The sequence below is a fragment of the Microcoleus sp. PH2017_35_SFW_U_B genome (assembly GCF_020737865.1).
Classification (GTDB): Bacteria; Cyanobacteriota; Cyanobacteriia; order Cyanobacteriales; family Microcoleaceae; genus Microcoleus.
The window spans coordinates 19,384-44,503 of record NZ_JAEQDE010000040.1; the positions used below are offsets into that span (position 1 = coordinate 19,384).

The 25,120-nt window shown below is 46.3% G+C and carries 21 protein-coding genes and 1 pseudogene; 3 read left to right on the forward strand and 19 right to left on the reverse strand.

All coding sequences use genetic code 11. The annotated features are described in order from the left end of the window. Nucleotides 1-122: 122 nt before the first annotated feature. The 3 genes from JGK36_RS11375 to JGK36_RS11385 all read right to left on the reverse strand — a co-directional run bounded on the left by JGK36_RS11375 (nt 123) and on the right by JGK36_RS11385 (nt 4,493). Nucleotides 123-2,777 carry a GAF domain-containing protein gene (locus tag JGK36_RS11375; protein WP_293183091.1) on the reverse strand — a complete coding sequence of 885 codons (2,655 nt, stop codon included), beginning with the start codon at nt 2,775-2,777 and terminating at the stop codon, nt 123-125. A 420-nt stretch (nt 2,778-3,197) separates the two neighbouring features. Beyond that, on the reverse strand, nt 3,198-3,341 hold the full coding sequence (locus JGK36_RS11380) for a hypothetical protein (RefSeq protein ID WP_293183093.1): 144 nt from the start codon (nt 3,339-3,341) through the stop codon (nt 3,198-3,200). Nucleotides 3,342-3,359: 18 nt separating this feature from the next. Then, on the reverse strand, nt 3,360-4,493 hold the full coding sequence (locus tag JGK36_RS11385) for a glycosyltransferase (RefSeq protein ID WP_293197009.1): 1,134 nt from the start codon (nt 4,491-4,493) through the stop codon (nt 3,360-3,362). Here JGK36_RS11385 and JGK36_RS11390 point away from each other — a divergent pair. After that, nucleotides 4,474-4,737 (forward strand): hypothetical protein, encoded by a 264-nt coding sequence (locus JGK36_RS11390; RefSeq protein WP_293197010.1) that lies wholly within the window; start codon nt 4,474-4,476, stop codon nt 4,735-4,737. The two genes, JGK36_RS11385 and JGK36_RS11390, sit on opposite strands and share 20 nt — an antisense overlap. Nucleotides 4,738-4,844: 107 nt before the next feature. Here JGK36_RS11390 and JGK36_RS11395 read toward each other — a convergent pair whose 3' ends face one another. The 8 genes from JGK36_RS11395 to JGK36_RS11430 form a co-directional block, all read right to left on the reverse strand. After that, on the reverse strand, nt 4,845-5,483 hold the full coding sequence (locus tag JGK36_RS11395; RefSeq protein ID WP_293197011.1) for a DUF4291 domain-containing protein: 639 nt from the start codon (nt 5,481-5,483) through the stop codon (nt 4,845-4,847). Nucleotides 5,484-5,489: 6 nt separating this feature from the next. Then, a complete protein-coding gene (locus JGK36_RS11400; protein ID WP_293183101.1) occupies nt 5,490-5,774 on the reverse strand; it encodes a hypothetical protein in 285 nt (94 codons plus the stop codon). Between the two features lie 335 nt (nt 5,775-6,109). Then, entirely contained in the window at nt 6,110-7,261 is a 1,152-nt protein-coding gene (locus JGK36_RS11405; protein ID WP_293183103.1) for an NAD-dependent epimerase/dehydratase family protein, read from the reverse strand. A 110-nt stretch (nt 7,262-7,371) separates the two neighbouring features. After that, nucleotides 7,372-7,962, reverse strand: coding sequence for a chromophore lyase CpcT/CpeT (locus JGK36_RS11410; protein WP_293183105.1), 591 nt, complete (start codon nt 7,960-7,962; stop codon nt 7,372-7,374). 29 nt (nt 7,963-7,991) lie between these two features. Next, the gene (locus JGK36_RS11415; protein WP_293183107.1) at nt 7,992-9,263 is read right to left on the reverse strand and encodes a response regulator; all 1,272 of its coding nucleotides are present in this window, start codon (nt 9,261-9,263) and stop codon (nt 7,992-7,994) included. 199 nt (nt 9,264-9,462) lie between these two features. Then, on the reverse strand, nt 9,463-11,700 hold the full coding sequence (locus JGK36_RS11420) for an ATP-binding protein (RefSeq protein WP_293192154.1): 2,238 nt from the start codon (nt 11,698-11,700) through the stop codon (nt 9,463-9,465). Further along, nucleotides 11,697-12,755, reverse strand: a complete 1,059-nt coding sequence (locus tag JGK36_RS11425) for an ABC transporter substrate-binding protein (protein WP_293192156.1) — start codon at nt 12,753-12,755, stop codon at nt 11,697-11,699. The genes JGK36_RS11420 and JGK36_RS11425 overlap by 4 nt, the downstream gene beginning before the upstream one ends. A 188-nt stretch (nt 12,756-12,943) precedes the next feature. Continuing rightward, a complete protein-coding gene (locus JGK36_RS11430; RefSeq protein ID WP_194010188.1) occupies nt 12,944-13,045 on the reverse strand; it encodes a cytochrome b6-f complex subunit PetL in 102 nt (33 codons plus the stop codon). A 78-nt stretch (nt 13,046-13,123) separates the two neighbouring features. On the opposite strand from JGK36_RS11430, the gene aroB reads away from it, so the two are divergent. Next, nucleotides 13,124-14,239, forward strand: a complete 1,116-nt coding sequence (gene aroB, locus JGK36_RS11435) for a 3-dehydroquinate synthase (RefSeq protein ID WP_293183113.1) — start codon at nt 13,124-13,126, stop codon at nt 14,237-14,239. A 226-nt stretch (nt 14,240-14,465) separates the two neighbouring features. Here the strand turns inward: aroB and JGK36_RS11440 are convergent, their stop codons facing one another. Beyond that, entirely contained in the window at nt 14,466-15,233 is a 768-nt protein-coding gene (locus JGK36_RS11440) for a tetratricopeptide repeat protein (RefSeq protein ID WP_293197012.1), read from the reverse strand. Nucleotides 15,234-15,791: 558 nt separating this feature from the next. Here JGK36_RS11440 and JGK36_RS11445 point away from each other — a divergent pair. Beyond that, on the forward strand, nt 15,792-16,637 hold the full coding sequence (locus JGK36_RS11445; RefSeq protein ID WP_293157580.1) for a stomatin-like protein: 846 nt from the start codon (nt 15,792-15,794) through the stop codon (nt 16,635-16,637). Here JGK36_RS11445 and folP read toward each other — a convergent pair. From folP to JGK36_RS11480, 7 genes and pseudogenes are all read right to left on the reverse strand, one after another. Further along, entirely contained in the window at nt 16,628-17,497 is an 870-nt protein-coding gene (folP, locus tag JGK36_RS11450) for a dihydropteroate synthase (protein WP_293197013.1), read from the reverse strand. The genes JGK36_RS11445 and folP overlap by 10 nt on opposite strands. A 250-nt stretch (nt 17,498-17,747) precedes the next feature. After that, complete coding sequence (locus JGK36_RS11455) at nt 17,748-18,308, reverse strand: Uma2 family endonuclease (RefSeq protein ID WP_293197014.1); 561 nt, start codon at nt 18,306-18,308, stop codon at nt 17,748-17,750. Nucleotides 18,309-18,412: 104 nt separating this feature from the next. Next, a complete protein-coding gene (gene tpiA, locus JGK36_RS11460; RefSeq protein ID WP_293183121.1) occupies nt 18,413-19,138 on the reverse strand; it encodes a triose-phosphate isomerase in 726 nt (241 codons plus the stop codon). Between the two features lie 68 nt (nt 19,139-19,206). Continuing rightward, the gene (locus JGK36_RS11465; protein ID WP_293183127.1) at nt 19,207-19,392 is read right to left on the reverse strand and encodes a PCP reductase family protein; all 186 of its coding nucleotides are present in this window, start codon (nt 19,390-19,392) and stop codon (nt 19,207-19,209) included. Between the two features lie 383 nt (nt 19,393-19,775). After that, entirely contained in the window at nt 19,776-23,069 is a 3,294-nt protein-coding gene (locus tag JGK36_RS11470; protein ID WP_293197015.1) for a GAF domain-containing protein, read from the reverse strand. Between the two features lie 394 nt (nt 23,070-23,463). After that, nucleotides 23,464-24,843, reverse strand: coding sequence for a photosystem II reaction center protein CP43 (psbC, locus tag JGK36_RS11475; protein ID WP_293151178.1), 1,380 nt, complete (start codon nt 24,841-24,843; stop codon nt 23,464-23,466). A gap of 156 nt (nt 24,844-24,999) precedes the next feature. Next, a pseudogene (locus JGK36_RS11480) lies at nt 25,000-25,120 on the reverse strand (photosystem II protein D2); the annotation flags it as partial.

The following is a 25,120-nucleotide window of genomic DNA, read 5'->3' on the forward strand; positions in this document are numbered from 1 at the left end:
ACTTTAATGTGGCATCCGATTCATGTTTTCACATTTTTCCACTTCTTAACTCTGTCATAAGGAAGATCTCAAAACTTTATCCAATTTTTTTACATTTAGGCTCTCGGATATGATAAAATATGCTACTTTTTTGTCATAGTATGCACGCCGTCCCATTCGTCGGGCGGGGGTATTTCCAAATAGCTGAGGGATCGCTCGATCTGAACTTCCACAGGTCGATCGCTCGGTCGCATAGCTAAAGCCGCCTCAAAATAATTAATAGCTTGCTGAAAATTTCTAGCAATATAAGCATGGCGGCCGTTGTTGTAAAGTTCCAAAAACCTTTCGGTTTCCCCATCGAGGGGATCGGAATTAATTTGCAGCAACTCGTAAATGCCGACCGGCTGATTTTTGCCCTTAACCCGCACCTTGTCCAACTCTCGCACCCAAATCCGTTCGCGGCACAAATTGTAGGTAAATTCGCTCAAAATTATATCGCAGCCGTACTCCTTTGTAAGCTGTTCCAAGCGGGAACTCAAATTCACCGCATCCCCGATTACGGTGTAATCCATCCGCTTTTCCGAACCAATATTTCCCGAAACCACCTCTCCAGAACTAATCCCAATTCCGAAGCGAAACGGATCGGCGCCTGGGCGAGAATCATTAAACTCTTTCAAGCGCCGGCGCATATCTAAAGCCGACTGCACCGCCATCCAACCGTGACTTTCCGGGGGATTGAGCGGCAGGGGCGCACCGAACACCGCCATTAAAGCATCGCCGATAAACTTGTCTAAAGTGCCTTCGTAGTGGAAAACGGCCTCCACCATCGTCTCAAAATACTGGTTCAATAGGGCCACAACTTCCGAGGCTCCCAAATTTTCGGTCAGAGTGGTGTAGCCGCGAATGTCGGAAAATAAAATAGTAACTTCTTTGCGTTCGCCCACCATCAGGGAGCCTTCGCCCAAGGCCATGATTTTATCTACGACTCCGGGAGTCATGTAGCGAGACATTGTGGTTTTCATCCGCTTTTCGCGGCTGATGTCTTCGAGTACCACTAAACCGCCGCGCGCGCCACCTTCTGGATTGATCAGCGGGTTGACAGTTAAATTCAAACTGCGTTCAATTACTTTAATTCGAGAGCCGGAGATGGGTAGGGGACAATAAGGGTGATAGAGGTCAGCATTCCGCAGCGAAAATAGAGATTGGGAATTAGCTAATTCTGCCTGCGCTACTTCCTCAGTCCAGGCGCTGTTTTCGCCCCAAGCGTAATATAAGGTGGGGTCATTGCGATCGGGCACGGCCAAAATGTAACTTTCTGCTTCTGTATCTGCTGCTGCGCTACCCAGTGTTGTTTCCACCAACAGTCCCACAGTTAAACTTTGTTCGGGAACGTAATGTCTGGCAGCATTCAGGAGACTGTCTTCGAGTCGAAATTGCAAATTATCGATCGGCACAACTTCCCAAACATAGCGATCGATCAGTTTATCTTCCCAAATCACGAGATTGTGTTTGCTTTTATCTTGATTTACCGGACAGCCCAACAATTCCAGCGCGGCTTCGTTAATTGTGACAATTCGCCCCTGCAAATCGGTGGAAATGACTGCATCTGAAAGACTTTGCAGCATATCTTTTTGATACTGCTTTTCCACCATCACGTTCTGAAACAGTTGAGAATTTTGCAGCGCCATTCCGGCTTGGGAATTAAATGCTCGCAAAAACTCTTCGTCGGAAGTTGTGAAAGTGCCTTGAGTCTTATTAATTAGTTGAGTCACCCCAATCAGCTCACCTTTGGCGTTATGAACCGGCATACACAAGACAGTGCGAGTGCGATATCCCGTTTGCTGGTCTGTAGATGGGTCAAAGCGGGGATCGTCGTAAGCATCTGTAATATTTAGAGTTTGACCGGTCGAAGCCACGTAGCCTGCAATTCCTTTGTTAGCAGGAATGCGGACTTCCATCATCGTTTTGCCGTCGGCCTTGGCGAGTTTTGTCCAAAGTTCGTTGGTTTCGGGATTTAATAAAAATAGCGTGCTGCGATCGGCTTGCATCAAGTCCCGAGCTTGATCCATGACAGAGCGCAAAGTTGTTTCCAAGTCAAGGCTTTGACCCAACGTCGTGGTAGCTCTCAAAAGTGCGGCCACCCCTCGCTGGTTGCGGGCCACGACGTAGAAAGATTGACAGCTTTCGAGAATAATCCCGATCGAATCTGCAAAAGCCTGAAACTGCTGTTCGTCTTCCTCGGTAAAGGGGGCATTGCCAGCTTTGTTTAACAGTCTCACCACCGCTACGGGTTCGTGCTGGCTCTTACTGCTAAAAATCGGCATACAGAGGATAGTCTCAACCCGGTAGTTCGGCGGTTCGTCTACTTCGGCATTAAAATGCTCGTGTTCTCTACCATGCAAGACATTGAGCGATTTTCCAGTAGTTGCTACGTAGCCTAAAATGCCTGCATCCATCGGCAAGCGAATTTCTATATCTTCGCCCGTGAGCCCATCCACTGTTTTGTGCCACAGTTGATTTTTGTTGGCATCTACCAAAAAAATTGTTGTCCGGTCTGCTTGCAAAATTTGACCAATTTTGACAGTGAAGGCATCTAACAGTTGCTCTAAGAGAGTTTCGAGTGCTTCATTGTTAATCAGGTCCATTGCCCGGATAAATTGCTGAAATTCAGCCGTTACAAAGTCCAGCAGGCACACTAATTCAGTAACTGGCAAGCTCTTAACACGAGAGGTCAATGCCCCCATAAAATTGACTTGAGTCAGTGTAGCCAGAACGCTACCAGCATTGGAGAATGTCATGATTAACTGCTTGCTCAGAGGGGTAGATTGACCGGCTGGTCGATCGCGGTGCTAGATTCTGCGGTGCAAACTGTTTAAGTTGTTTGCTTTTCAACTCAGCATTCGATTGTCGGTTTGATGAATAATGGGTTCATTCTTTGGCGGATGAAACTTCAGTTTGCTTGTTAGAGATGCTCGATCTTTTTTTTGTTACAACATCGATACTGATGAGAGTTCGCCAGGCATGAGCTGAACTTGACTTCGGAACGCTGGCAGCCTGAAAACGAGCTTCTAGGCTTTTGTTCGATCGATCGCGGGCGATGTATATTTTACCCTCTGTGCTCGGCTGCTGGGCGGTGTGACTGTTTTAGCGCACTCGGCGACCGTATCCGGTCGGCTGCCGCCGCGCCCCAGTTTTGCCGCCCGCGAAGCATTCCAAAGCTATTCATAGTTTAATGGTAAACGCAACAGCAGGATAGCTACCGCAATCAAAGCCTCAAAAAAGTTCGATCGATCTTTGAGGACATTCCTCCTCGCTAGAAACTGCCTCGGGATGGAAGCTAAGCTGTCGGTGATGTTTAACATCGCGACATCTTGTCAAATTTAAGCAGCAGAGGCCATGGACTGGGAAAATACCACCGATCGATAGTAGCCTCGTAGTTGGTTAGTCGCCGCAGCCCAACCCCAGCGTTCGGCTTCAGAGCGAGCGTTTTGGCGGAGGGTTTCTCGTTCTTCGGGATTCGCAAACAGGCGCTGGGTAGCAGTCAGAGCTCCGGCTTCATCGGCGGGGTCAAATAAATAGCCGTTAACACCGTCTGTGACAATATCGGGAATTCCGCCACTGCGAGCCGCCACTACGGGAGTCCCCGCAGCCATAGCTTCGAGGAGCACTAAGCCCAGGGTTTCGGTACGGGAGGGAAAAATGAAGGCATCAGCAGATGCGTAAGCAGAAGCCAATTCTTGCCCCTTGAGGTAGCCAACAAAATTTGTGGGGGTGCCGGCAAAATATTGTTCGAGGGTTTGGCGGTGCGGGCCGTCTCCCACTAGGGCGAGGCGGGCGCCGGGAATGGCGGCGAGGACTGGTTTGATGGATTCGATTTCTTTTTCGGCACCGAGGCGGCCGACGTAGAGGAGTAAGGGGCTATCTGGGTTATTTTCAGAAAGGCGCGATCGCATTTCTCGACTTGCCAATTCGGGGACAAACATTTCCGTATCTACACCGCGCTGCCACAAGTCTACTCGCTCAATGCCATGAGTTCTCAACTCATCCACCATTGCTGTAGAAGTGCACAGATTTAATTCAGCTTGATTGTGCGCCCCTTTGAGCAATTCCCACAGCAATGGTTCGAGCATTCCAAAACCGTAATGGTGCAAGTATTTGGGTAAATGCGTGTGGTAAGAAGCCAAAATCGGAATATTGAACTTTTTGCCGTAATAGATCCCGCCCAATCCCAAAATAGCGGGATTGACAACATGAATAAGATCCGGTTGAAACTTCTGTAATTGTTGACCGATCGCCGGACTGGGCAGTGCCATTTTCAGTTCCGGGTACATCGGTAAAGGCAAACCCTCAACACCGTAAACTCGGGCACCTTTGTATTCTGTAATTCCGTAATCTGGAGAAAATATCAGAACTTGTTCGCCCGATCGCTGCAAGTGATCTACAGTGTGAATCAGGCGCGTCACAATGCCGTCTATTTTTGGCCAAAATGTTTCAGTGAACAGAGCAATTTTCATAAAACGAAGGAAGAAGGAAGAAGGAAGAGGGAAGAAGGAAGAAGGAAGAGGGAAGAAGGAAGAAGGAAGAGGGAAGAAGGAAGAAGGAAGAGGGAAGAAGGAAGAAGGAAGAGGGAAGAAGGAAGAAAGCTGTAGTTATACAGGTTTTCATAAAGATGAGGTATGCCAAATTCTGCTACTCTCAGTAGAGAGAACACACACTGCGGGCGAGCGTCTTTACTCCCAGAAACCTCAGAAAGCTTAGAGAAACTATCGATTACCAATTGCCAATTACCAATTACCAATTACCAATTCCCCATTACCAGACATACCTCATCTTTTTGAGAAAGGCTATATTCTTTGATATATTGTTTAGGAAATCGATACTCCCAGTCTTTGGCAAATGTCGGGGTTAGTAACAGGATACACTGCCTCGCGAGGAGTAAGTAATTGGGCAAGATCGCCCGTATTATATTGATGCTGTTGCTGCACAAATTCTGAAATATCCTCAATGTTAACAATCCATTCTTGGGCATAACTGGCAAGATAACTGCCACGCAAGCCGAGTTGAATTGCCCGCCGTTCCAGTTTCGCGCCACTGGGATGGTGGTCTGGATCCCATTGCAGCCGCACGGATGAATTTTTAACAGCTTGTTTCCATTCTTTTTCGCTTCCGTACACTACTGAAACGAAATTGGAATGGACGACAGATGCTAAAATTTCGTCAAAAGCCGATCGCTTTAACGAAACCGCCAAAATTACTTCTTGTCCGGGTTTTGTACCCCATTCCGAACGATACATCATCCAGAGAAAGTTTGGCTTAATCCAACTCATGCGGTTAAGACTGAACTCGCCGCCGAAATAACCGCGTTCCGCTGCAAAGTGACCGATCGCCGGACGGTAAGCTTGATAGACAACAACAGTATCATCGTCAAATTGTGCTAAAATGTGGCGACCTGTATTCGGCCACCGCATTTTTTGGTTTAAGTAAGATTCTGTCAGCAGCTTCATCTGAAGTTATTTGCGATCGAGAGGTTGTTCCGGCAAGATACAAATTCCCTGAATGCCAATTGATAAAATTATCCCACCTAAAAGCAATCCCACACCTTCAGCAAAGCAGTTAATTCGGTGAATTTCCTGTGCAGTTTTGGCAATTAAGATTTCCTTTTCCGTAGCCGAAGGCGATTCGCTTTTGAGGCGGTAATTTTGATAACTCGCCGTTAGTGCAGCCCATTCCGGTATTAAATAATAAGCACAAACTGCACTGGCAGAAAATCCCGGCAGAACAACTAAAAGCAACAAGATGAGAATTCGACTTTTCACGGTATATAAGGAAGAAGGAAGAAGGAATCGAGCCTGATGTTTCAGCAATTAAGAACGTCATAACCATCGGGCGCGGTTGCCATATTTATTCCCAACCAAGCTAGCAGTTCTTCTCTTCCCTTCTCATCTCTTACTTCGCGCCCTTCGCGCCTTCGCGGTTCGTTAAAAAAATAGCGTTGCATATTTGCGGGATGATTTGGAATTTTATCAAAGCTGAAAATCATTATTTTTGGGGCGGGCTAGAAGCCCACCCCACAAGATTCATGCCAGAATTATGTAATGCCAAAACTCTCTCCCGCAGCTTGTGCCCGAATTTACCGTCGCCAAGAAACCTTCGGCAAAATTTGGTTTTTATCGACGCGGTGCTGATATTTTGTAGCAAAATTCAGCAGAGAATCGAGCAGGGAATCTGAGAGGTAGTGCGGCTGCAAGCCGAGGCCTAACAAACTGGTGTTTTTGGCATTGAAATAATGTTCTTCTTTCTCGACTCTGGGATTTTCGAGGTTGTTGATTTCTACTTTTAATCCCATTGCCATGCCTGCTTTTTGCACCAATGAGGCTAAGTCGCCGACGCTAAATTGTTCGGTGAATTGGTTGAAGACGCGGAATTCTCCGGCGGCGGCGGGGTTGGCGATCGCCAATTCGACGCATCGCACGGTATCCCGAATGTCTAAGAAGGTGCGGGTTTGTCCGCCAGTTCCATAAACTGTCAAAGGATGCCCGATCGCAGCTTGGATGCAAAATCTGTTCAAGGCTGTTCCGAATACTCCGTCGTAGTCCAAACGGTTAATTAACAGTTCGTCCATGCCAGTTTCTTCGGTGAGTACGCCGTAGACGACTCCCTGATTTAAGTCGGTGGCTCTTAAACCCCAGATTTTGCAGGCAAAATGGATATTGTGGGAATCGTGGACTTTACTTAAGTGATAAAAACTGCCAGGCTGTTTGGGATAGGGTAGTGTATCTTTGCGGCCGTTGTGTTCGATCGTAATGTAGCCTTCTTCAATGTCAATATTCGGCGTGCCGTATTCGCCCATTGTCCCCAATTTCACTAGGTGACAGTCGGGGAAATCTTCGCGGATGGCGTACAGCAGGTTCAGTGTCCCGACGACGTTATTGACTTGGGTGAGGACTGCGTGTTCGCGATCGATCATCGAGAAGGGCGCCGATCGCTGTTCGCCGAAATGGACGATCGCCTCTGGTGCAAATTTTCTCATACTTTTGCTGAGAAAATCGTAGTTGGTGATGTCACCGACGAACAAGTCGATCGACTTACCCGTTAAATCTTGCCATCGCTGGAGTCGTTGCTGAATCGGTGCAATGGGAGTGAGGGTGTCGCTGCACAGTTCCAGATCCCAATGCCGCCGCACGAAGCTGTCGAGGATGCCAACTTCGTGACCTTTGTTAGAAAGGTAGAGTGCGGTTGCCCAACCGCAATAGCCATCGCCACCAATAACCAGGACTTTCATAAATCAACGGTGAATCTTGCTTGCCAATACTGGGTTAATGTACCAGGTATTGGTGCATTGTGAACCTTTAATCAAGCGTGTTGGCCAAGTCTGGACTTGGTTTTTCGGCATCAAACCGGAATTTCGTCGGCGAAGCTAGCCCAGCGGGTAAATTCAAAGGGGCCGGCCTGGGCTCCCCAGACGTGGGCGTCGGTTTCTGGGTCGCGTCCGCGATCGTGACTGGTGAATTTGTCTCCATCGATCTCGAATTCGCTATCTAGATAGGTATTTTTGCCCTTTCTGACCACCATGCAGCCTTTTCCGGGTTCGACACACCCTTTGAAGCTGCTGCCCGTCCAGTGTGTAATAAAGGTGCACCCCGGCATTAGTTTAAATTCGGCTTTGTTGAGTTCTTGGAGCTTTTGGAGATCGCGGGAGGCGCCGTAAAATTGCTCTTCGTTGACGATCGCGTAATTTTCGATGTCGATGCGATCGCCCATCGGGACTAATTTTAACACTCGGACTCGGTACGGAGTTTTGAGTTCAATATCATAGGCTTGTTCTAGGTACAAGCTCATCCCGCCCAGAAGTTCTGTGGGTAGGGGTCTCATGCAGACGCGGATGTGCGCGAAGAATGGCGGATTTTCAAAGGCTTGCGCTTGGTTGCTGAAGTCGGCCGCCATCCAGCGGGCGAGGGTAATGATATCGGTGGAATGGGACATATCGATGGTTTTGAGAAGCGGAGTAGAAGTTATTTTACTGGAATTTTCACAACAAACTCCGTACTCTGCCCCAGAATCGAAGAACATTCAATCTTACCACCATGTTTTTCAGTAATAATCTGATGACTGATTGACAGCCCCAAACCAGTGCCTTTCCCAAGAGGTTTGGTAGTGAAAAACGGATCGAATAATAGACAAAGAATGGGTTCCGGGATCCCGACTCCATTATCGGCAATACTAATTGCGATCGCATCATCACTACTAATGAAAGTACGAATCGTAATCCTAGGTTCTTGGTTATTGCTGACACCCGATGATTCCAAAGCATCGATCGCATTACTCAGGATATTCATAAACACCTGGTTTAGTTGACTAGGATAACATTGGACTTGTGGTAACTGCCCATAATTTTTGATGACTTGAATTTCAGGACAATTTTGTCCACCTTTTAGACGGTGTTGCAAAATCAACAGAGTGCTGTCAATACCTACATGAATATCAACCGCTTTGCAGTAGCCTTCATCCAAGCGGGAGAAATTGCGGAGAGAAAGCACCAATTCGCGAATGCGATCCGTACCTATTTTCATCGAATTGAGTATTTTAACCAAATCTGATTGCAAAAATTTTAAATCAATTTCTTCTGCCCGTGTCTGGATTTCTGGAACCGGATTTGGATAATGTTTCTGGTAAAGTTGCACAAAGTCTAACAAATATTCAGTGTATTCTTTGACGGGGTTTAGGTTAGCATGAATGAAATTCACCGGGTTGTTAATTTCGTGGGCTACTCCCGCCACCAAGTGGCCGAGGGCAGACATTTTTTCGCCTTGCACTAAATGAGTTTTGGCTTGTTTTAGATTTTCTAATGCTTCGTTGAGTTCCTTGGTACGTTGTTCCATGATGCGTGTGGCATTTCGTAGTTGTAAATGCACCTGAATCCGGGCCAATACTTCTTCGCACTGAATCGGCTTTGTGATGTAGTCCACTGCACCCAAACTTAGCCCCTTAATTTTATCTACTGAGTCGGAAAGGGCTGTCATAAAAACAACCGGAATATCGCGAGTATCAGGATTGGCTTTGAGCTGTTTGCAGGTCTCAAAGCCATCGATTCCAGGCATCATGACATCTAGCAAAATCAAATCGGGCTGAGATAATTGAATTCGTTGTAGAGCGGTTTCACCATTTTTGGCGATCGCCACCCGGTAGTCATGTTCGCTCAATACATCAAATAATACTTGCAGATTACTGGGAGTATCGTCTACAACTAAAATAGTCTTGTCTGCGGACATGGAATTGACTGACATTAGAAACTCCAATATATAAACAGCAGGAAGCACGAAGTTCGGCAACGGATTGTCTAACGGATGTAACGGATATAAGGGATGGATGTAAGAGGTTAAAAGGAAGGAAAACAGAATAAATAGTTTTTTTTCAATTATATAGTAATTTGATTCAAATTTTTTATTGATAATAAACAGGTTTATACATTCAAAAATAAAGTAGCTAAAGTAGTGGTTCGATTAGGCGAATAATGGCTTCCTCATCAAACTGTTGACTTAGTGCTAAAACTCGGTTAGCAAAGACTATATATTCGGGTGCTAATTTTTTCAGGCGATCGGCTTCCTGGTGAATATCACTCATAAAACCACCCTGGGCGGCGGTATAGAGGGCTGTCAGTTCTTTAACTGGTGGCATTACCATATTAACCTCATGGACTTTATTCTCAGTAATTTTCATGGCATCTAGTTTCATTTCTTCATAAATCCACTGCAATTCCAGGTGTTTCTGTAATTGGTTCAACAATCCAGTAAACTCGATGGGCTTCGGGAAAAAACTATTGCAACCAGCATCCAGACTTTCCTGTATGTCTACCTGAGACAGAGTGGCTGGAGAAGCAATAATCGGCGTAGTCGCAAAGTTTGGCAGTTGTCGCAGGCGGCGAGTCATTTCTAACCCATCCATTATTGGCATATGGATATCGGTAACGATCGAGTCTGGTAGCATTTGAATGGCCATGTCTAAGCCCGTTTGTCCGTTGTCAGCTTCTGCCACTTGGAAGCCTAGGGGTTCCAGCATATTTATGATAATGAGGCGATTTTCAGGGCGATCGTCAATCACCAGAATTTTGCGTCTTTCGCCCTGATAGCCGATGACTTTGCGATCGGCGATCGCATCTTCTGTCATCCAATCCGATGCTGGCAACAAATCTACCTCAAACCAGAAGCTACTACCCTCACCAAGTACACTCTCGACATGAATTTCGCTGCCCATTTTCAGGATAATTTGTTGGCCGATGGCAAGCCCCAAGCCAGTTCCTTCGCTGTTGCGATCGCCTTTTCCAGCTTGCTCGAAAGGTAAAAAAATCTTCGATAATTTTTCCGAAACAATGCCAATACCAGTATCTTTAATCTTGAATCGAATTCTTTGGGCTGCACCAAAATCGCTTGATTTTACCACAGGTTCAACTCGGAAACTGACACTGCCAACATCAGTAAATTTAATAGCATTGCTGAGCAAATTCAACAACACTTGTCGCAGTCGTTTGTCATCAGCATGGACTGCAATGGGCAGGTTGCTAGCCGGCTGATAGCGAAAATCCACGCCTTTTTGTTCTGCCTTGATCCGGCACATATCCACAGTGGAGGATAGGAATTTTTCTAGATGGAAATCTTGGGGATCAAGTTCCATCTTGTGTACTTCCAACTTTGACAAATCCAAAATATCATTAATCAGAGTGAGTAAATGGGAACCACACTGGTGAATTACTCCTAATCCTTTCATCTGTTTGGGAGTAGTCGTCGGATCGTGTTGGAGGATTTGGGCATAACCCAAAATGCCATTGAGTGGCGTTCGGAGTTCGTGGTTCATATTAGCCAGAAATTCACTTTTGGTGCGGTTGGCAATTTCGGCGATTTCTTTAGCCTTTTGCAATTCGCTGATTGCTTTTTCTAAATCTTGGGCTTGCAGTCGGAGTTCTTGTTGATATGTTTCTACTCGTATAGCTGCGGATTGAATTGTCTGGGCTAGAAATTGGATTTCATTATTTGGTAATCCACTGGGTATGACAAAGTTATCAATTCCATTCCTGTCGATAACTGCTTTGTTCAAACGTTCGAGTGGGTGTAATACAATATGCTGAATTAATATCGTCATCAGTCCTAAAATTGCAGTCATCCCAATCAGCAGGGTGACGGTGGAAGTATAGAAAGTTTGCCATACTTGCTGGCGCATTTCTTCGGCATTCAGAATCGCGATCGCCAACCCGCGCCGATTTCCCTGACGAAACAAGGTACTGCTAAAGGGCAAAATTGCGACTAAAGCTGACTCACCATCTATGTTGGTTCTGAAACTTGTTTCTAAACCTGTTTCGGCCGATCGCTCTAATATTTGCTCTAATTCTGGATGAATAGTAGCATAGGCCGGATTTTTGAGTGCCGATCCACTCCGGGCGAGGGTTTGGCCATCGGGACTGACGATCGCCACTTCCACCACTGTCGGCAAGGTAGCATAGTTTTGCACCACGCGCTTGACAATGCTCCTATTCCCCAATTCGATTAATCCTTCCGTGGAAAACCCCACTCCCTGGGTAATCGATCGGGCGCGTTGTTCTAGTTCTTTCTGTAATTGTGATTGCATCAAAAAGTAGTTGAATCCCAAGGTGATTAAGCCAACAGTTGCCAGAGAAACACTAAAGCCCAATAATAGTTGGCGAGATAAGTTCTTTCTAGCTTGTTGGCTCATGGTTTCCATTCCGCTATTGCTTCATTGACAAGGGTGGAATCAATCTCCACATCTTGCCGAATTACTCGATTATGACGCGGATCGGATTTGAGTAATTCGACAATTTCTGCCTTGGCAGATTTGAGCCTACCTTCTGGGGCAAACATTCGCCGATTTAAGGTCATATCACCTTTTTTTAATCCAGCATAATCATTGGCAAAAGACTCACCACTTTGTCCCAATTGCTTTCCAACCGCCTTAAACACTTTTTTCGGCTGAGTTTTAACTGCGTGCATTACATCAAACCATGCCAGCATAAATTGCTTTAGTTCGGCTTTTTTTGCTTTCACTATCTTATCACTGGACATTAAGGTATCAATTACCAGACTGTCTACTTGCTTTGTGGTGTGAATTATATTGCCTTTGATGCTATTCGCTGTCTCCCCCAGCACCGGTTCCCATAACACCGCAGCATCAATCTCACCCTCTTTGATTTTCTGGGCTGCTACTTCATTGGAGTAATCCAAAATCGGCACATCAGAGGGCTTAATTTGATGATGAAGTTTTAAAGCTTCTAACAAAGTTAAATGGCTGATGGTTCCTAACTTTGCTGCTACTTTCTTTCCTCGCAAATCTGCTACGGATTTAATTTCTGGCTTGGCAAAAATTCCATCTGCCCCGGCAGAAATGTCGATAGTCATTAAAACCACAGGTTTGCCATCACCCGGATCTACCTGCATCACTTCCCAAAAGGTAGTAAATGCGGCATCTAACCTACCACGGATTACTGCCCGACTGGTATCCTGCGAGTTATCAAATAGCACAAACTCAACCTTTAGTCCCCGTTGCTTGAATATTTCTGAGGTTTGGGCATAGCGGGCAATATCATATCCCGGAAAGCTGATAGTTCCAATTCGCAGCGGTTGGAGCGATCGGTTAAATCCAAAGCCACAGGCATTGGTGAGAAAGGTGAGGCAAAGGGCGATCGCAAATAAACTGAAACCTGGCTTGATATTTAACTTCGATTTTTGCTTCCAGGAAATCCTCAACATATTGATGATTGAGATAACTTTCATGACTGCGAAGTGTAGTTTGATTTAAATTTATTATATTTAAATTTTAAATTTATTATTTAAATAAGGTCGATCGCACTTACGACATAAATCTATAGATCGGACTAGAGATTTTTTGCAAAAATGCGATCGGCCCGATGTTACTTTTACCAGAGATAAAATTCTCTGGTTCAGACATCTAAATTAACAAACTAGATGAGTTTGACAGCCCGGAGACCAAACATCAGCACTGTCGCCAAGCCAACCATGCCACCGAAAATTCCAAAATAAGCTATTGCTCCGGTAAGACTCATTGCAATTTCTCCAAAATAATCAATAAAAAGACCTATTAAGAACTATAATCTAAAATCTATAATCTAAATTAGATAAATATGCAATCGATAATTAAAGTTGACTTGGGCCCACAATCTTACAATATTTGCGTGCGATCCCCTACGGGGGCTACGCCAACGGGCGGCTTAGACGAGCTCGGTACCCTGATGGGCGATCTAAGTTTGGGCAAAAAAGTTCTTTTGGTCTCAAATCAGTCGATTTTTCGGCACTACGGCGAAAGAGCAACCGCAGCCCTCGAATCGGCCGGTCTAGAAGTCAGTACCTGCATTTTACCACCGGGCGAACAGTACAAAACTTTAAATTCCATCCAGAAGATTTACAATGCGGCTTTGGCTAACCGGTTGGAACGTTCCTCGACAATGGTGGCTTTGGGCGGCGGAGTGGTTGGGGATATGACGGGTTTTGCGGCGGCGACTTGGCTGCGCGGAATTAATGTGGTGCAGGTTCCGACTTCGCTGCTGGCGATGGTTGATGCTTCTATTGGCGGCAAAACGGGGGTCAATCATCCTTCGGGGAAGAATTTAATTGGGGCTTTTCATCAGCCGCGTTTGGTTTTGATTGACCCGGATGTTCTCAAAACTCTGCCGGCGCGCGAGTTTCGTTCGGCGATGGCGGAAGTTATTAAGTACGGGGTGATTTGGGATGCTGAATTGTTCCGGAAGTTGGAAAACTGCAAGCGCTTGGATCAAATGCGCTATGTGAAGGCGGATTTGTTGGCTGAAATTTTGAGCAGGTCTTGCCAAGCTAAGGCTGAGGTGGTAAGCAAGGATGAGAAGGAGTCTGGTTTGCGGGCGATTTTGAATTACGGTCACACGATCGGTCATGCTGTAGAAAGTTTGACTAATTACAAGGTAATTAATCACGGCGAAGGTGTGGCAATTGGTATGGCTGCGTCCAGCCGCTTGGCTGTGGAGTTGGGAATGTGGGATGCTGAGTGCGATCGCCGCCAATCTGCTTTAATTGCCAAAGCTGCTTTACCTGCTAAGTTGCCCGCAGGTGTCGATATTGAGGAGATTTTGAAGACTTTGCAACTGGATAAGAAGGTGCAGGATGGCAAGGTGCGCTTTGTGCTACCGGTGCGCTTGGGTGAGGCCGCTGTGAGCGATCGCGTGGATGGAGATGTAATTTTACAAGTTTTGAAGGAAATGCTTTAGGTTGAGGCTTATCGGCGTGTTTAACCGCCGTTGAAGGCTAATTGATTCCGATCGCCCCCTCTGTTTTTTATCTCTATGTTCGAGCGATCGACTATCGATCTCATATCTGCTTGGATGACCATAATTAAGATTGGTTTGATCGTTCGGACTTTAGTCCTTAGAAGATGCGGACTAAAGTCCGAACGATCAAACCTTTTTTATTTCAGCTATATCGAACATAATGATTTTAAGAGCCGCTCGACTGCGAATTGATTTCCTCCAAAAGTTTATCTACTCTCGTAGCTGCTTGAGTTCTGCCCTGCTTGATAAATAACTCCTTAGCTTTTTTGAGACTGGCTAGGGCCTCTGCTTGGTCTTCCTTCGCCCCTTGCTGGTATAAACCGACTCCTAAATTGTTTAAAGCATCGGGATACTGGCTGTTAATTTTAACGGCTTGTCTCCACAGCACGATCGCCTCGGGCAACTTTCCTTGACTTGCCATCGCCACGCCCAAATCGTTGTGAGCTTTGGCGTGCTGCGGGTTGACTTCAATTGCTTTCTGGTATTGGACGATCGCATCGCTCATTTTACCTTGCCCCGACAGCAGACTTCCCAACTTATAATAAGCATCGGCTTGTTTGGGATAGCGAGCGATTAGTTGTCGGTACAAAACTTCGGCATTGACAATATTTCCTTGACCGTAGAGGTCGTTGGCCGTTCTCAAACCCACCGTGTAACCTTTGCCTACAACTTGGCACTTTTTCTCAGAGTTGCCTTCCTGTTTACAAATCTTAAGTTCGTCTCCCTTCATCTCGTAGGATAGAACTTCGCGAACTGCGGGCCCCCGGCGCGGTGGCTGCAAGTTCTGCGACTGCAAGTTTGGGGCAATTTGCACCGTGGTTGATTCAGCTTGTACGGGTGGGACAACTCCCAATGCCCACATTCCAGCCACCACAATGCTTGGGCCAATCCAGGTAAAAGGTTTGAAAGGGCGAAACTCTCGATCGTTTTTCATGTCTTTTGTGGAAATGTGTTGTTGATATCCTGGGTTTCACAAAAAAGCTCGGTAAGTGGGAAGCTCAGAGACTTTAGTCCTTCCTAGGAAAACGACCAGGCGATTTCAATCGCATTGAATCCCCTTGCGGGGTAGAGGGGTATGGTTGCCCCTCTGGCGAGGATGGTTGTCCTCAATCTCCCTTTCGGGGTAAAGTTAGCTTCGCCAATGTTATAAAGGCTTGTCAGGCTAGCAGCACTGTCGAGCGTGACTTTAAGGCTGTTTAACTACTAGCGACAGAGCAAGGGACTAGCTTCGCATCCGGTGGGTGTCATGACCTAAATAACGTAGCCAGTTAAGGCTTAGGCTGGTCAGTGCAGCTTGCTTGATTTCTCTTACAAGCTCAGTGGCGTTGATTCCCTGAGTTACTGACTGCTTCGTCAGAGTCCGAACACATGGCGGCCCACCATTGATACTGTTATTAACAGTCGAGATATTTTAGCACTGTGCGGCAGACTTTGAGTTAAATTAGAGTATATTCCCGATCGATTCTCAGTCAACCTTAGCAGGAAAGTAGAAATGGGGCAGTCTATTCTCACCATGCTGTTTGCGCTCATCCTCGGCTACGCTGTTAACTCAAGCGTGAAAATAGTCAGCGGTGGCGACGAAGCTTTAGTCGAACGTTTGGGCCAATACAAGCGCACCCTCAAGCCCGGATTCCACTTTATCAGTCCCCTGATCGAAAAAGTCGTCTGCGTGGACACCAGCCGCGAACGAGTTTTAGATATTAAACCTCAATCAGCAATTACGGGCGATAATGTGGCCCTAGAAGTCGATGCCGTTGTGTATTGGCGGGTTGTGAATTTGCAGAAAGCTTATTATGGAATCGATCAAATTGAAAATGCGATCGCCAACTTAGTTTTAACGACGTTTCGCGCTGAAATTGGTCGATTGCCCATGCAAGACATCTTGGGTTCCCGAGATGACATGAATAAAAAGTTACTCAAGAAGTTGGACGAAGCTACCGAAACTTGGGGCGTCAAAGTAATTCGCGTAGAAATTCAAAGCATTACACCTCCGAAAAGGGTGCAAGAAGCTATGGAATTGGAGCGCGCCACCAAGAGCGAATGGCAAGCAATGGTCAATAAGGCGATCGGCACTAAGGAGTACATGAGGCTCTTAGTTGAAGCTTTAGACTCCCATCCGAACAGCAAGCAAGTTTTGAATTACTTAGTAACTGAAAAATACTTAGACGCTCAACAAAAACTAGGCGAAAGCGACAACGCCAAAATTCTGTTTATGGATCCAAGAAACATGACAGAAGCCCTCAACGAGTTGATGGGTTCCATGCCGGATATCCAGCCGCACGCTCACGGTGGAGAGCGAGAACTCAAACTAATCGACCAATCAACCGCTCAAGATTGATTTCTGAAGATAGCGTCGGCAACCAAACAAACATCGTGCATTTCTCTGACATCGTGAATTCGCAAAATATCTGCCGAATTTGCGATCGCACTTGTACAAGCCGCCGCTGTCCCCCAAATTCTTTGTTTAGCTTCCGGCTGATTCAAAATCTGACCGATGAAGCTTTTCCGCGATACTCCTACTAAAATCGGACAGTCCAAACCCCGGAATTTTGTCAACTGTCGCAGAATTTCCAAGTTTTGACTGTAAGTCTTAGCAAAGCCAATACCGGGGTCGATAATTATCTGAGATTTATCAATTCCCGCAGCCACAGCGGCCACAATTCGACTCTCCAAAAAATCCCGAATTTCCCCAATTAAATCCTGATAATCTGTGAGTTTTTGCATCGTCTGGGGAGTTCCCCGAATGTGCATCAAAATTATCGGCACTTGCAACTGAGCAACCGTTGACAGCATTTCCGAGTCAAAAGTTGCTCCCGAAATATCGTTGACAATATCAGCTCCCGCCTCAATCGCAGCTTTAGCAACCTGCGCTCTGGTAGTATCGACAGAAATCGGAACTGAGCTAAAAATATCGGCTTTTTGCCTCAGCATTTCTATCACAGGTATAACGCGATCGATCTCTTCTTCTAAGGATATTTCCGCTGCACCGGGCCGGGTAGATTGACCGCCAATATCAATAATATCTACCCCCGATTTTACCATATTTTCAGCTTGCGCTAAAGCTGATTCTATGGTATTGAAATCGCCACCGTCGCTAAAACTGTCAGGAGTTACGTTCAAAACACCCATCAAATAAGTGCGTTTTCCCCACTCGAAAGTTTTATTTCTAATGATAATTTTGGCTGGGTTATCTGTCATGGCGAGTGAGATTTTAGATTCAAGATTTTAGGTTTGATATCCTGTCCGGTCAATTACCATGAAAAAAACGGTTCGTAGTGTGGAATGCAAGTCCGCAGCAGCCTGAGAGCCGACTTGCATAGCACACTACGAAAAAAACGGTTTGTAGTGTGGAATGCAAGTCCGCAGCCTGAGAGCCGACTTGCATTCCACACTAAAAACCAATCTTAAAAAGCCCCGGTTTCTTAGAGTCTGATGCGTCCAAGATTCTTCAACCAAAACTCAACCAGCTAAAAACACGATCGACCGTCAATTCTAATTCAATTCCATTAATAATTGGCAACCGATCTGTACCTCGGTAAAATTCTACTTTTTGTCCGGGAAATACTGCTAAAATACTTTCTTCCTCAGGATCTAGCAACCAACCCAACTCAGTACCGTGTCGCGAACAGTGCAGCAATTTACCAAGGACTTTTGTTTGGCTTTGGTTTGGGGATAAAATTTCGATCGACCAGTCTGGATTAATTTCAAAGATGTTGGCAATTCTACCCGAAGGCAAAAAAGGAATTCTTTCCCAGCGGAATACTGCTATATCTGGTACGATCGACTTACCGCCAAAAGTGCAGCGCAATTCAGGAAAAGCCTTGGCAATTTTTTGAGTTTGCGCTACTCGATCGATATTTTTGCAGAGTTCAAATTGAAGTACGCTATGTTCGCCTTGAGGCATGGGCTTCTGAAGGATATCTCCGTCAATAAATTCTGAGGCCGGTTCAGTTTCAGGAAGTTTGAGGAAATCTTCTAAAGCGGGTTTGGGTTTAACCATCGCAATCATAAGTCAATTCTCCCGATCGGACAAACACTTAAAGTATCTCAAGGGCATATCACAATTGTAGGCGATCGCTTTCTCCTTCCCGCTGCCCTTGTTCCACTTACCAGTTATTGATAATTGACAATTCTAGCGAAACTGGCAGCTTCCAAACTAGCACCGCCAACCAAAACCCCGTCAATTTCAGGCATCGCCATAACTTCATCAATATTCTCTCCTTTCACAGAGCCGCCGTACTGAATCGGCACGTCAGGATTAGTCAATTTAGAGCGAATCAAACCAATAACTCGGTTAGCTTCCTTCGTTTCGCAAGTGTCGCCAGTGCCGATCGCCCAAATCGGTTCGTAAGCTATTACTAAGTTATCTTGGTCAACACCAACCAAATCCTGCGCTAACTGAGAAAAAATATGAGCTTCCGTTTCCCCGGCATCCCGTTGTTGCTTCGTCTCTCCCACGCACAGAATCGGAATTAAACCGGATTTCTGAGCAGTTGTCAGCCGCCAATTCACCGTTTCGTCGCTTTCCCCAAAATATTGACGGCGCTCGCTGTGGCCGATGATGACGTAGCGCACCCCAAGTTCTGTCAGCATCTGCCCGGAAATTTCACCCGTATAAGCTCCAGACTCTTGCCAGTGGACATTCTGAGCACCGAGTCTAATCCGGCTTCCGTGCAGGTTTTTCGAGAGGACACTCAAATCTGTGAAGGGAACGCAAAGCACGACTTCCCGTTCTTCTGGGGTTTCCGTCAGGCAGGACATGAATCCTTGAAGAAACTCTAGGGATTCTGCCCTAGTTTTGTACATTTTCCAGTTGCCAGCTATAACTATTTTCCGCACTACTTTTTTAAATCCTTGTCCTTACAACGCATTTTATAGTCTAAAGCTTTAGGGTACATTTCGATCCCTCATTGTCCAAACTCGATGCGAGCTTGCTCAACTAAGTCAATGGTGACGACTTCTGTTTCGGCTTCGCGGGCCAATTGCTCGATCCGCACGCGGGCTTGTCCCCGGACAAAATAGGGAATATTTTTTAGCTTGGCCTTAGCTTGGGCCGTCCATTTTAAATCATCTGAGAATTCGGAATCTGGCATGGCGTATCGGGCGATCGACTGCAAGCGCTCAGTTCTGTACTTTGACAAAAGTCTGTCTGGCTATTCAATTTACCATGTTTTGGGGCAAACCTATTCTGCGAGCAACGCTTGCGGGCGATCGAACTCTCTTCAACTCGGCGGTTGAAACGCAGACTCTACATCAACAAAGCTAACCTTAGGGTGCGTCACGGGGCCGGAATCCTTGAGCAGGTGACGAAAACATTTAGCCCGCTGACGCACCCTACAATAACTAAGGAATGAGAATTAAATAACTTACAATCTTTATTGTTATTGTGGGATGGACATCCCGCCCGTCCTTTCTGAACGGGCGGGACGCCCATTCCACAAGCTTGTGTAAATTATTTAATTTCCGATCCTAATGACTACTGACTGCTGACTGCTGGCTGATGTCGGATCGGAATCTCGATCGCAAATTCAGTACCCTTACCAGATTCTGAACAGCACTTTAAAACACCGCCGTGTTTCTCTACCACAATTTGGTAACTAATTGACAGTCCCAATCCAGTACCTTTGCCCACCGGCTTAGTCGTGAAAAAAGGGTCAAATATGCGTTCTCTCATCGATTCCGAAATTCCAGAACCGTTGTCAGCAATCCGAATCACCGCGCTCGGAACATTGCCATTAAGTTGACCGACAGCAGTAGAGATTTTAATTTGAGGACTCACTGAATTGCGATCGCTCAACTGGTTCGATTGCAAAGCATCGATCGCATTTCCGATCACATTCATAAACACCTGATTCAACTGTCCAGCATAACACTCAACCAGAGGCAAATTGCCGTACTCCTTAACTAGCAGAATGTTGGCACTGTCCCCATTAGATTTCAGCCTGTGCTGCAAAATTAACAGCGTGCTGTCAATGCCCTCGTGAATATCGACATCCTTCATTTGACTTTCATCCAAGCGAGAGAAAGTCCTCAAAGACAAAACTATTTGACGAATGCGATCGGCTCCCACCTGCATAGACAATAGCAACTTCGGCAAATCTGACCGCAGAAATTCCAAGTCAATATCTTCTGCCAACTCGCCAATCTCAGGACTAGAATCGGGATATTGCTGCTGGTAAAGTTCCAGCAAACTCAGCAAATTTTTAGTATAATCAGTAGCGTGATTGAGATTGCCGTAAATAAAATTAACTGGATTGTTAATTTCGTGAGCAATACCCGCCACCAGTTGCCCCAAACCAGACATTTTTTCAGTCTGAATCAATTGAGCTTGAGTTTGCTGCAAGTCTTTGAAATTTTGAGCTATTTGTGCTGATTGACCTCTCGTTTCCTCCAGCAAATCGGCTTGTTGGATAGCTACGCCTAACTGATTGGCAATCTGAGCTAAAAACTTAACTTCTGAACTTTCCCAACAGCGCGGCCCAGAATGTTCATAGGCTACCAACAAACCCCAAAGTTCTTGTCCTACAAAAATCGGCGCTATCGCATATGCCTGCACCTGAAAATGCTCTAAAATAGTGAAGTTACACTCCGAGTGACAAGCTTGATAGATATCGTCAACGACTAGAATCTCATTATTGAGATACCGGCCGCCTCGGTGTTCCTGCAAATAACTATTTTCCCAAACCGTATTGATATCTTCCCCTACCAATCTGATCCAACCGTCTTTCACAAACTCGGCAACATATTTTCCGCTCCAATCAGAATTAAAGCGATATACAGCAATTCTATCAACTTGTATAAACTGACAAACTTCTTGAGTTGCCGTCTTAAAAATTGCATTAATATCGAGAGATTCTCGAATCTTTACTACCACTTCAAATAGTATCCGCTGCTGTTCAGTAGCTTGCTGCAAATCAACAGCTTGCTGCTGAGTTTGAGCGAGCAAATCCGCTTGTTCTAGTGCGATACTTAACTGGGCAGAAACTTGAGTGAGAAACTGAATTTCGGAAGATTCCCAGTTGCGGGGATCCGAACACTGATGCACGCATAGCAGCCCCCAAAGCTCGCTGCCTTTCATCACCGGTGCAACTAAAGTCGCTTTGATCTGAAATTGCTCCAATACTTTCCGAAAGCAATCTTGTAATCCGGCTTGTCTGATGTCTGCCAATGCGTGTACTCGCCCCTGAGAGTAAAGATTGGCGTAGTTTTCTCCAAAACAGTGATCGTTTACTCGGACTGCCATTGCCGATCTAAAATCTGGAAAAACATCTTCGGCAACGAATTCCCCGTCGTTAAATTCCGATGCGGGATCGAAACGGTAAACCCCAACGCGATCGGCATTTAAAGCCGCTCGCACTTCCTGGGACATCGTGGTAAAAATATCGTTCAAGTCGAGAGATTTCCGCATTTTAGCCACCACTTCAAACAGCACTAGCTGCTGTTGGGTCAACTGTTGCATTTGATCGGTACGTTTTTGAACTTTATTTTCTAAATTAGCGTTAAGTGCCTCTATTTCTTGGTATAGTTGGTATTGGTTAATTACCTGAGAAAAATGGCTAGCAAAAGCTTGTAATAATTCAATTTCTTCAGCATTCCATTCGCGAATCTGGGCTGTTTTTGACTCTTTCCACGCTTCAAAAGATATCCGAGATTGAGCGAGTCGCCCGTCGGCATCTAATTGTCCTGCCCAGAGAGTTTCGGTGTCAAATTCTTCTCTAAAAATGCTCAAGTAACCGAATATTTGCTGCCTGGTTCTGAGTGGTGCGATTAAAATGCTGCGGATTTTTGTCGATCGAAATGCAGGTTGCAGGCTTCTCAAACTGCTAATTTTGTACAAGTCGGGAATTGCCCAAACCTGTTGCTCGCTGGAGTTAAAATATTCGTGCCAGACGCTGTATAGCTCTATCTGCTGGTATTTGGCAGAAATAGGCATTCTCGGGCCTGAGCCACAAGTGTAGACTTTGAGTGCCTCTGTGGAATTGTCCGAGTAGGGTAGTAAACTCGTGAGATTGTTGCTGTGGAAAATGCAAAGCCTGCCACCTACGGCCTCTAGTGCAGCTACACATTCTGCCAAAGCTGCTTGCAGTTCGATCGCGGGCTGGGAGTGCAGGGCTGCGGCGACGCGGTTGACGGCAGCTTCACGCTCAGCTTTGGCCTTGGTTCGGGAGAGGAGGGTTGATTGGGCGATCGCGACGGCGAGGTGATCTGCCACCATCTGAACGTCTTGCAGTTCCTCCTCTGCGACACTCCGGGACTGGGAGTGGTGAGATACCAACAACCCCCACAATTCTTGGTCGTGAAAAATTGGTACTACCAAGGAAGCTTTAACGCCGAGTGCAGTTAAGTATTCAGCGTGGCAGGGGTCGATCGCCCGAAAGCGCACTTCATCGGGCAGCATTTGATCGGAAACCTCGTCGCGGCGGGGACTTTGGCCTAGCAACCCGGAATCGATATCGACGATCGATCGCACCTGTACTTGGGCGAACAGTTCGCGGGCGTGAGGGGGAATATCGTCTGCTGGAAAATGCAGCCCCAATAATGATGGCAAGCGTTTGCCGTTAATTGATTCAGCAATCACTTCACCGCTGCCATCGCTATGAAATTTATAGATTTTTACCCTGTCTGTTCCCAAGAACGATTGAAGTTCCGCTGCTGTGGCGCTGAGAATTTCTGGCAATTCTAGAGAGCGGCGAATGCGGTTGGCGATGCGATCGAGTAAATTTGCTCGATCGTAAATCACCTGGACATTTTCGAGCTTTAATGAGTCCATTCTTAATTTTTTGCTTTCCCAGCAATAATAGTAATTGGCTAAAAAGTTTTGTGCGTGTTATCAATTTTTGAAAGCACAGGCATTTAATAAAAGTAGATTAGTTTTGCACAGCTAAGGATCTACCTTCAAACTGCAACTTCCTATTGCTATTGTCAATTTTGTGTGATTAAAACTTTTGTACCTTAATTAAATATAAACTTTGTAGAGCCGGCCTGCAAGTTCTTTACCCGAACTCATCAAAATAGTCAAGTCTCAAGAATTGTGGAGTAATTCAGAGAAAGGCTTAACATCGATCGCAACGCCACTTTTTCGAGATATTGGCTTAAAAAAAAGCTCCTGCCGTTAAGCAGGAGCTTTTTTTGATTAGACAATCACATCAGCACAAGGCCGATGATTAGTCCAAATCAGGCATAGAAAGAACCGCTTCATTTTCGCGATTGATACCTTTTTCAAAGCCAGCGACAGCCGCGCGAGCGCGACCAGCGTGCCACAAGTGGCCGATCAAGAAGAAGAAACCCATCACAAAGTGGAAACAGGCCAACCAAGAACGGGGAGAAGTATAGTTAAAGGCGTTAACTTCAGTTGCCAAGCCGCCCACAGAGTTCAAAGAACCCAAAGGAGCGTGAGTCATGTACTCAGCAGCGCGGCGAGCTTGCCAAGGCTGAATATCATTCTTGATTTTGTTCAAGTCCAAACCGTTAGTACCACGCAAAGGTTCCAACCAAGGGCCTTGGAAATCCCAGAAACGCATCGTTTCACCACCGAAAATGATTTCGCCAGTAGGAGAGCGCATCAGGTATTTACCCAGACCGGTAGGGCCTTGTGCAGAACCGACGTTAGCACCCAAGCGTTGGTCGCGGATCAGGAAGGTCAAAGCTTGTGCTTGAGAAGCTTCCGGGCCCGTCGGGCCGTAGAATTCGCTAGGGTAAGCAGTATTGTTGAACCAGACAAAGCAGCAAGCGATGAAGCCCATGAGGGACAAAGCGCCCAAGCTGTAGGACAGGTAAGCTTCGCCAGACCAGATTAAGGCGCGACGAGCCCAGCCGAAAGGCTTGGTCAAAATGTGCCAAACACCGCCAGAGATACAAATCAGGCCAAGCCAGATGTGACCGCCGATGATGTCTTCCATGTTGTTAACGCTGAGCAGCCAGCCTTCGCCACCAAAAGGAGCGCGAACCAAGTACCCAAAAATCACAGCGGGGTTGAGGGTTGGGTTCGTGATAATACGCACGTCGCCGCCGCCCGGAGCCCAAGTGTCATAGACACCGCCGAAGAACATGGCCTTAGCAACCAGCAGCAAGCAACCGCCACCCAATAAAATCAGGTGATAGCCGATGATGTTGGTCATCTGGTTCTTGTCTTTCCAGTCGTAGCCGAAGAAGTTCGAGTATTCTTCGAGAACTTCTGGGCCGCGAACGGCGTGATAAATGCCGCCCAAACCGAGAACCGCAGAGGAAATCAAGTGCAGAACGCCGACTACGAAGAACGGGAAGATATCTGTAACTTCACCGCCGGGGCCGACGCCCCAACCCAAAGTAGCGACGTGGGGCATCAAGATTAAGCCCTGTTCGTACATTGGTTTTTCTGGGATAAAGTGAGCGACTTCAAACAAAGTCATTGCTCCAGCCCAGAACACGATCAAACCAGCGTGAGCGACGTGGGCGCCCAGCAGTTTGCCTGAGAGATTGATCAAACGAGCGTTGCCTGACCACCAAGCGAATCCGGAGGATTCTTGGTCGCGACCGCTTGCATAGGAATTAGAGAGCGTTACCACGCGGTAGAACCTCCAACGATGTTAGTTTTTGGATTTCGGTTTTTTTGTTCTCCGGGTGACCGCAGGAGCACTGCGTCCACCCGGTGAATAGGAATTTGGATTTCTAGTTTGAATTTAAAAAACATAAATTAAGCTGAAATCCAAATCCTGATTTTTTTAAAGTGCGTTACCGCGAGGCAGAACTTCTTCAGGGAAGATGAAGTTTTCGTGGGGTTGGTCGGTCGGAGCCATCCAAGCACGAATGCCTTCGTTAAGCAGAATGTTCTTAGTGTAGAAC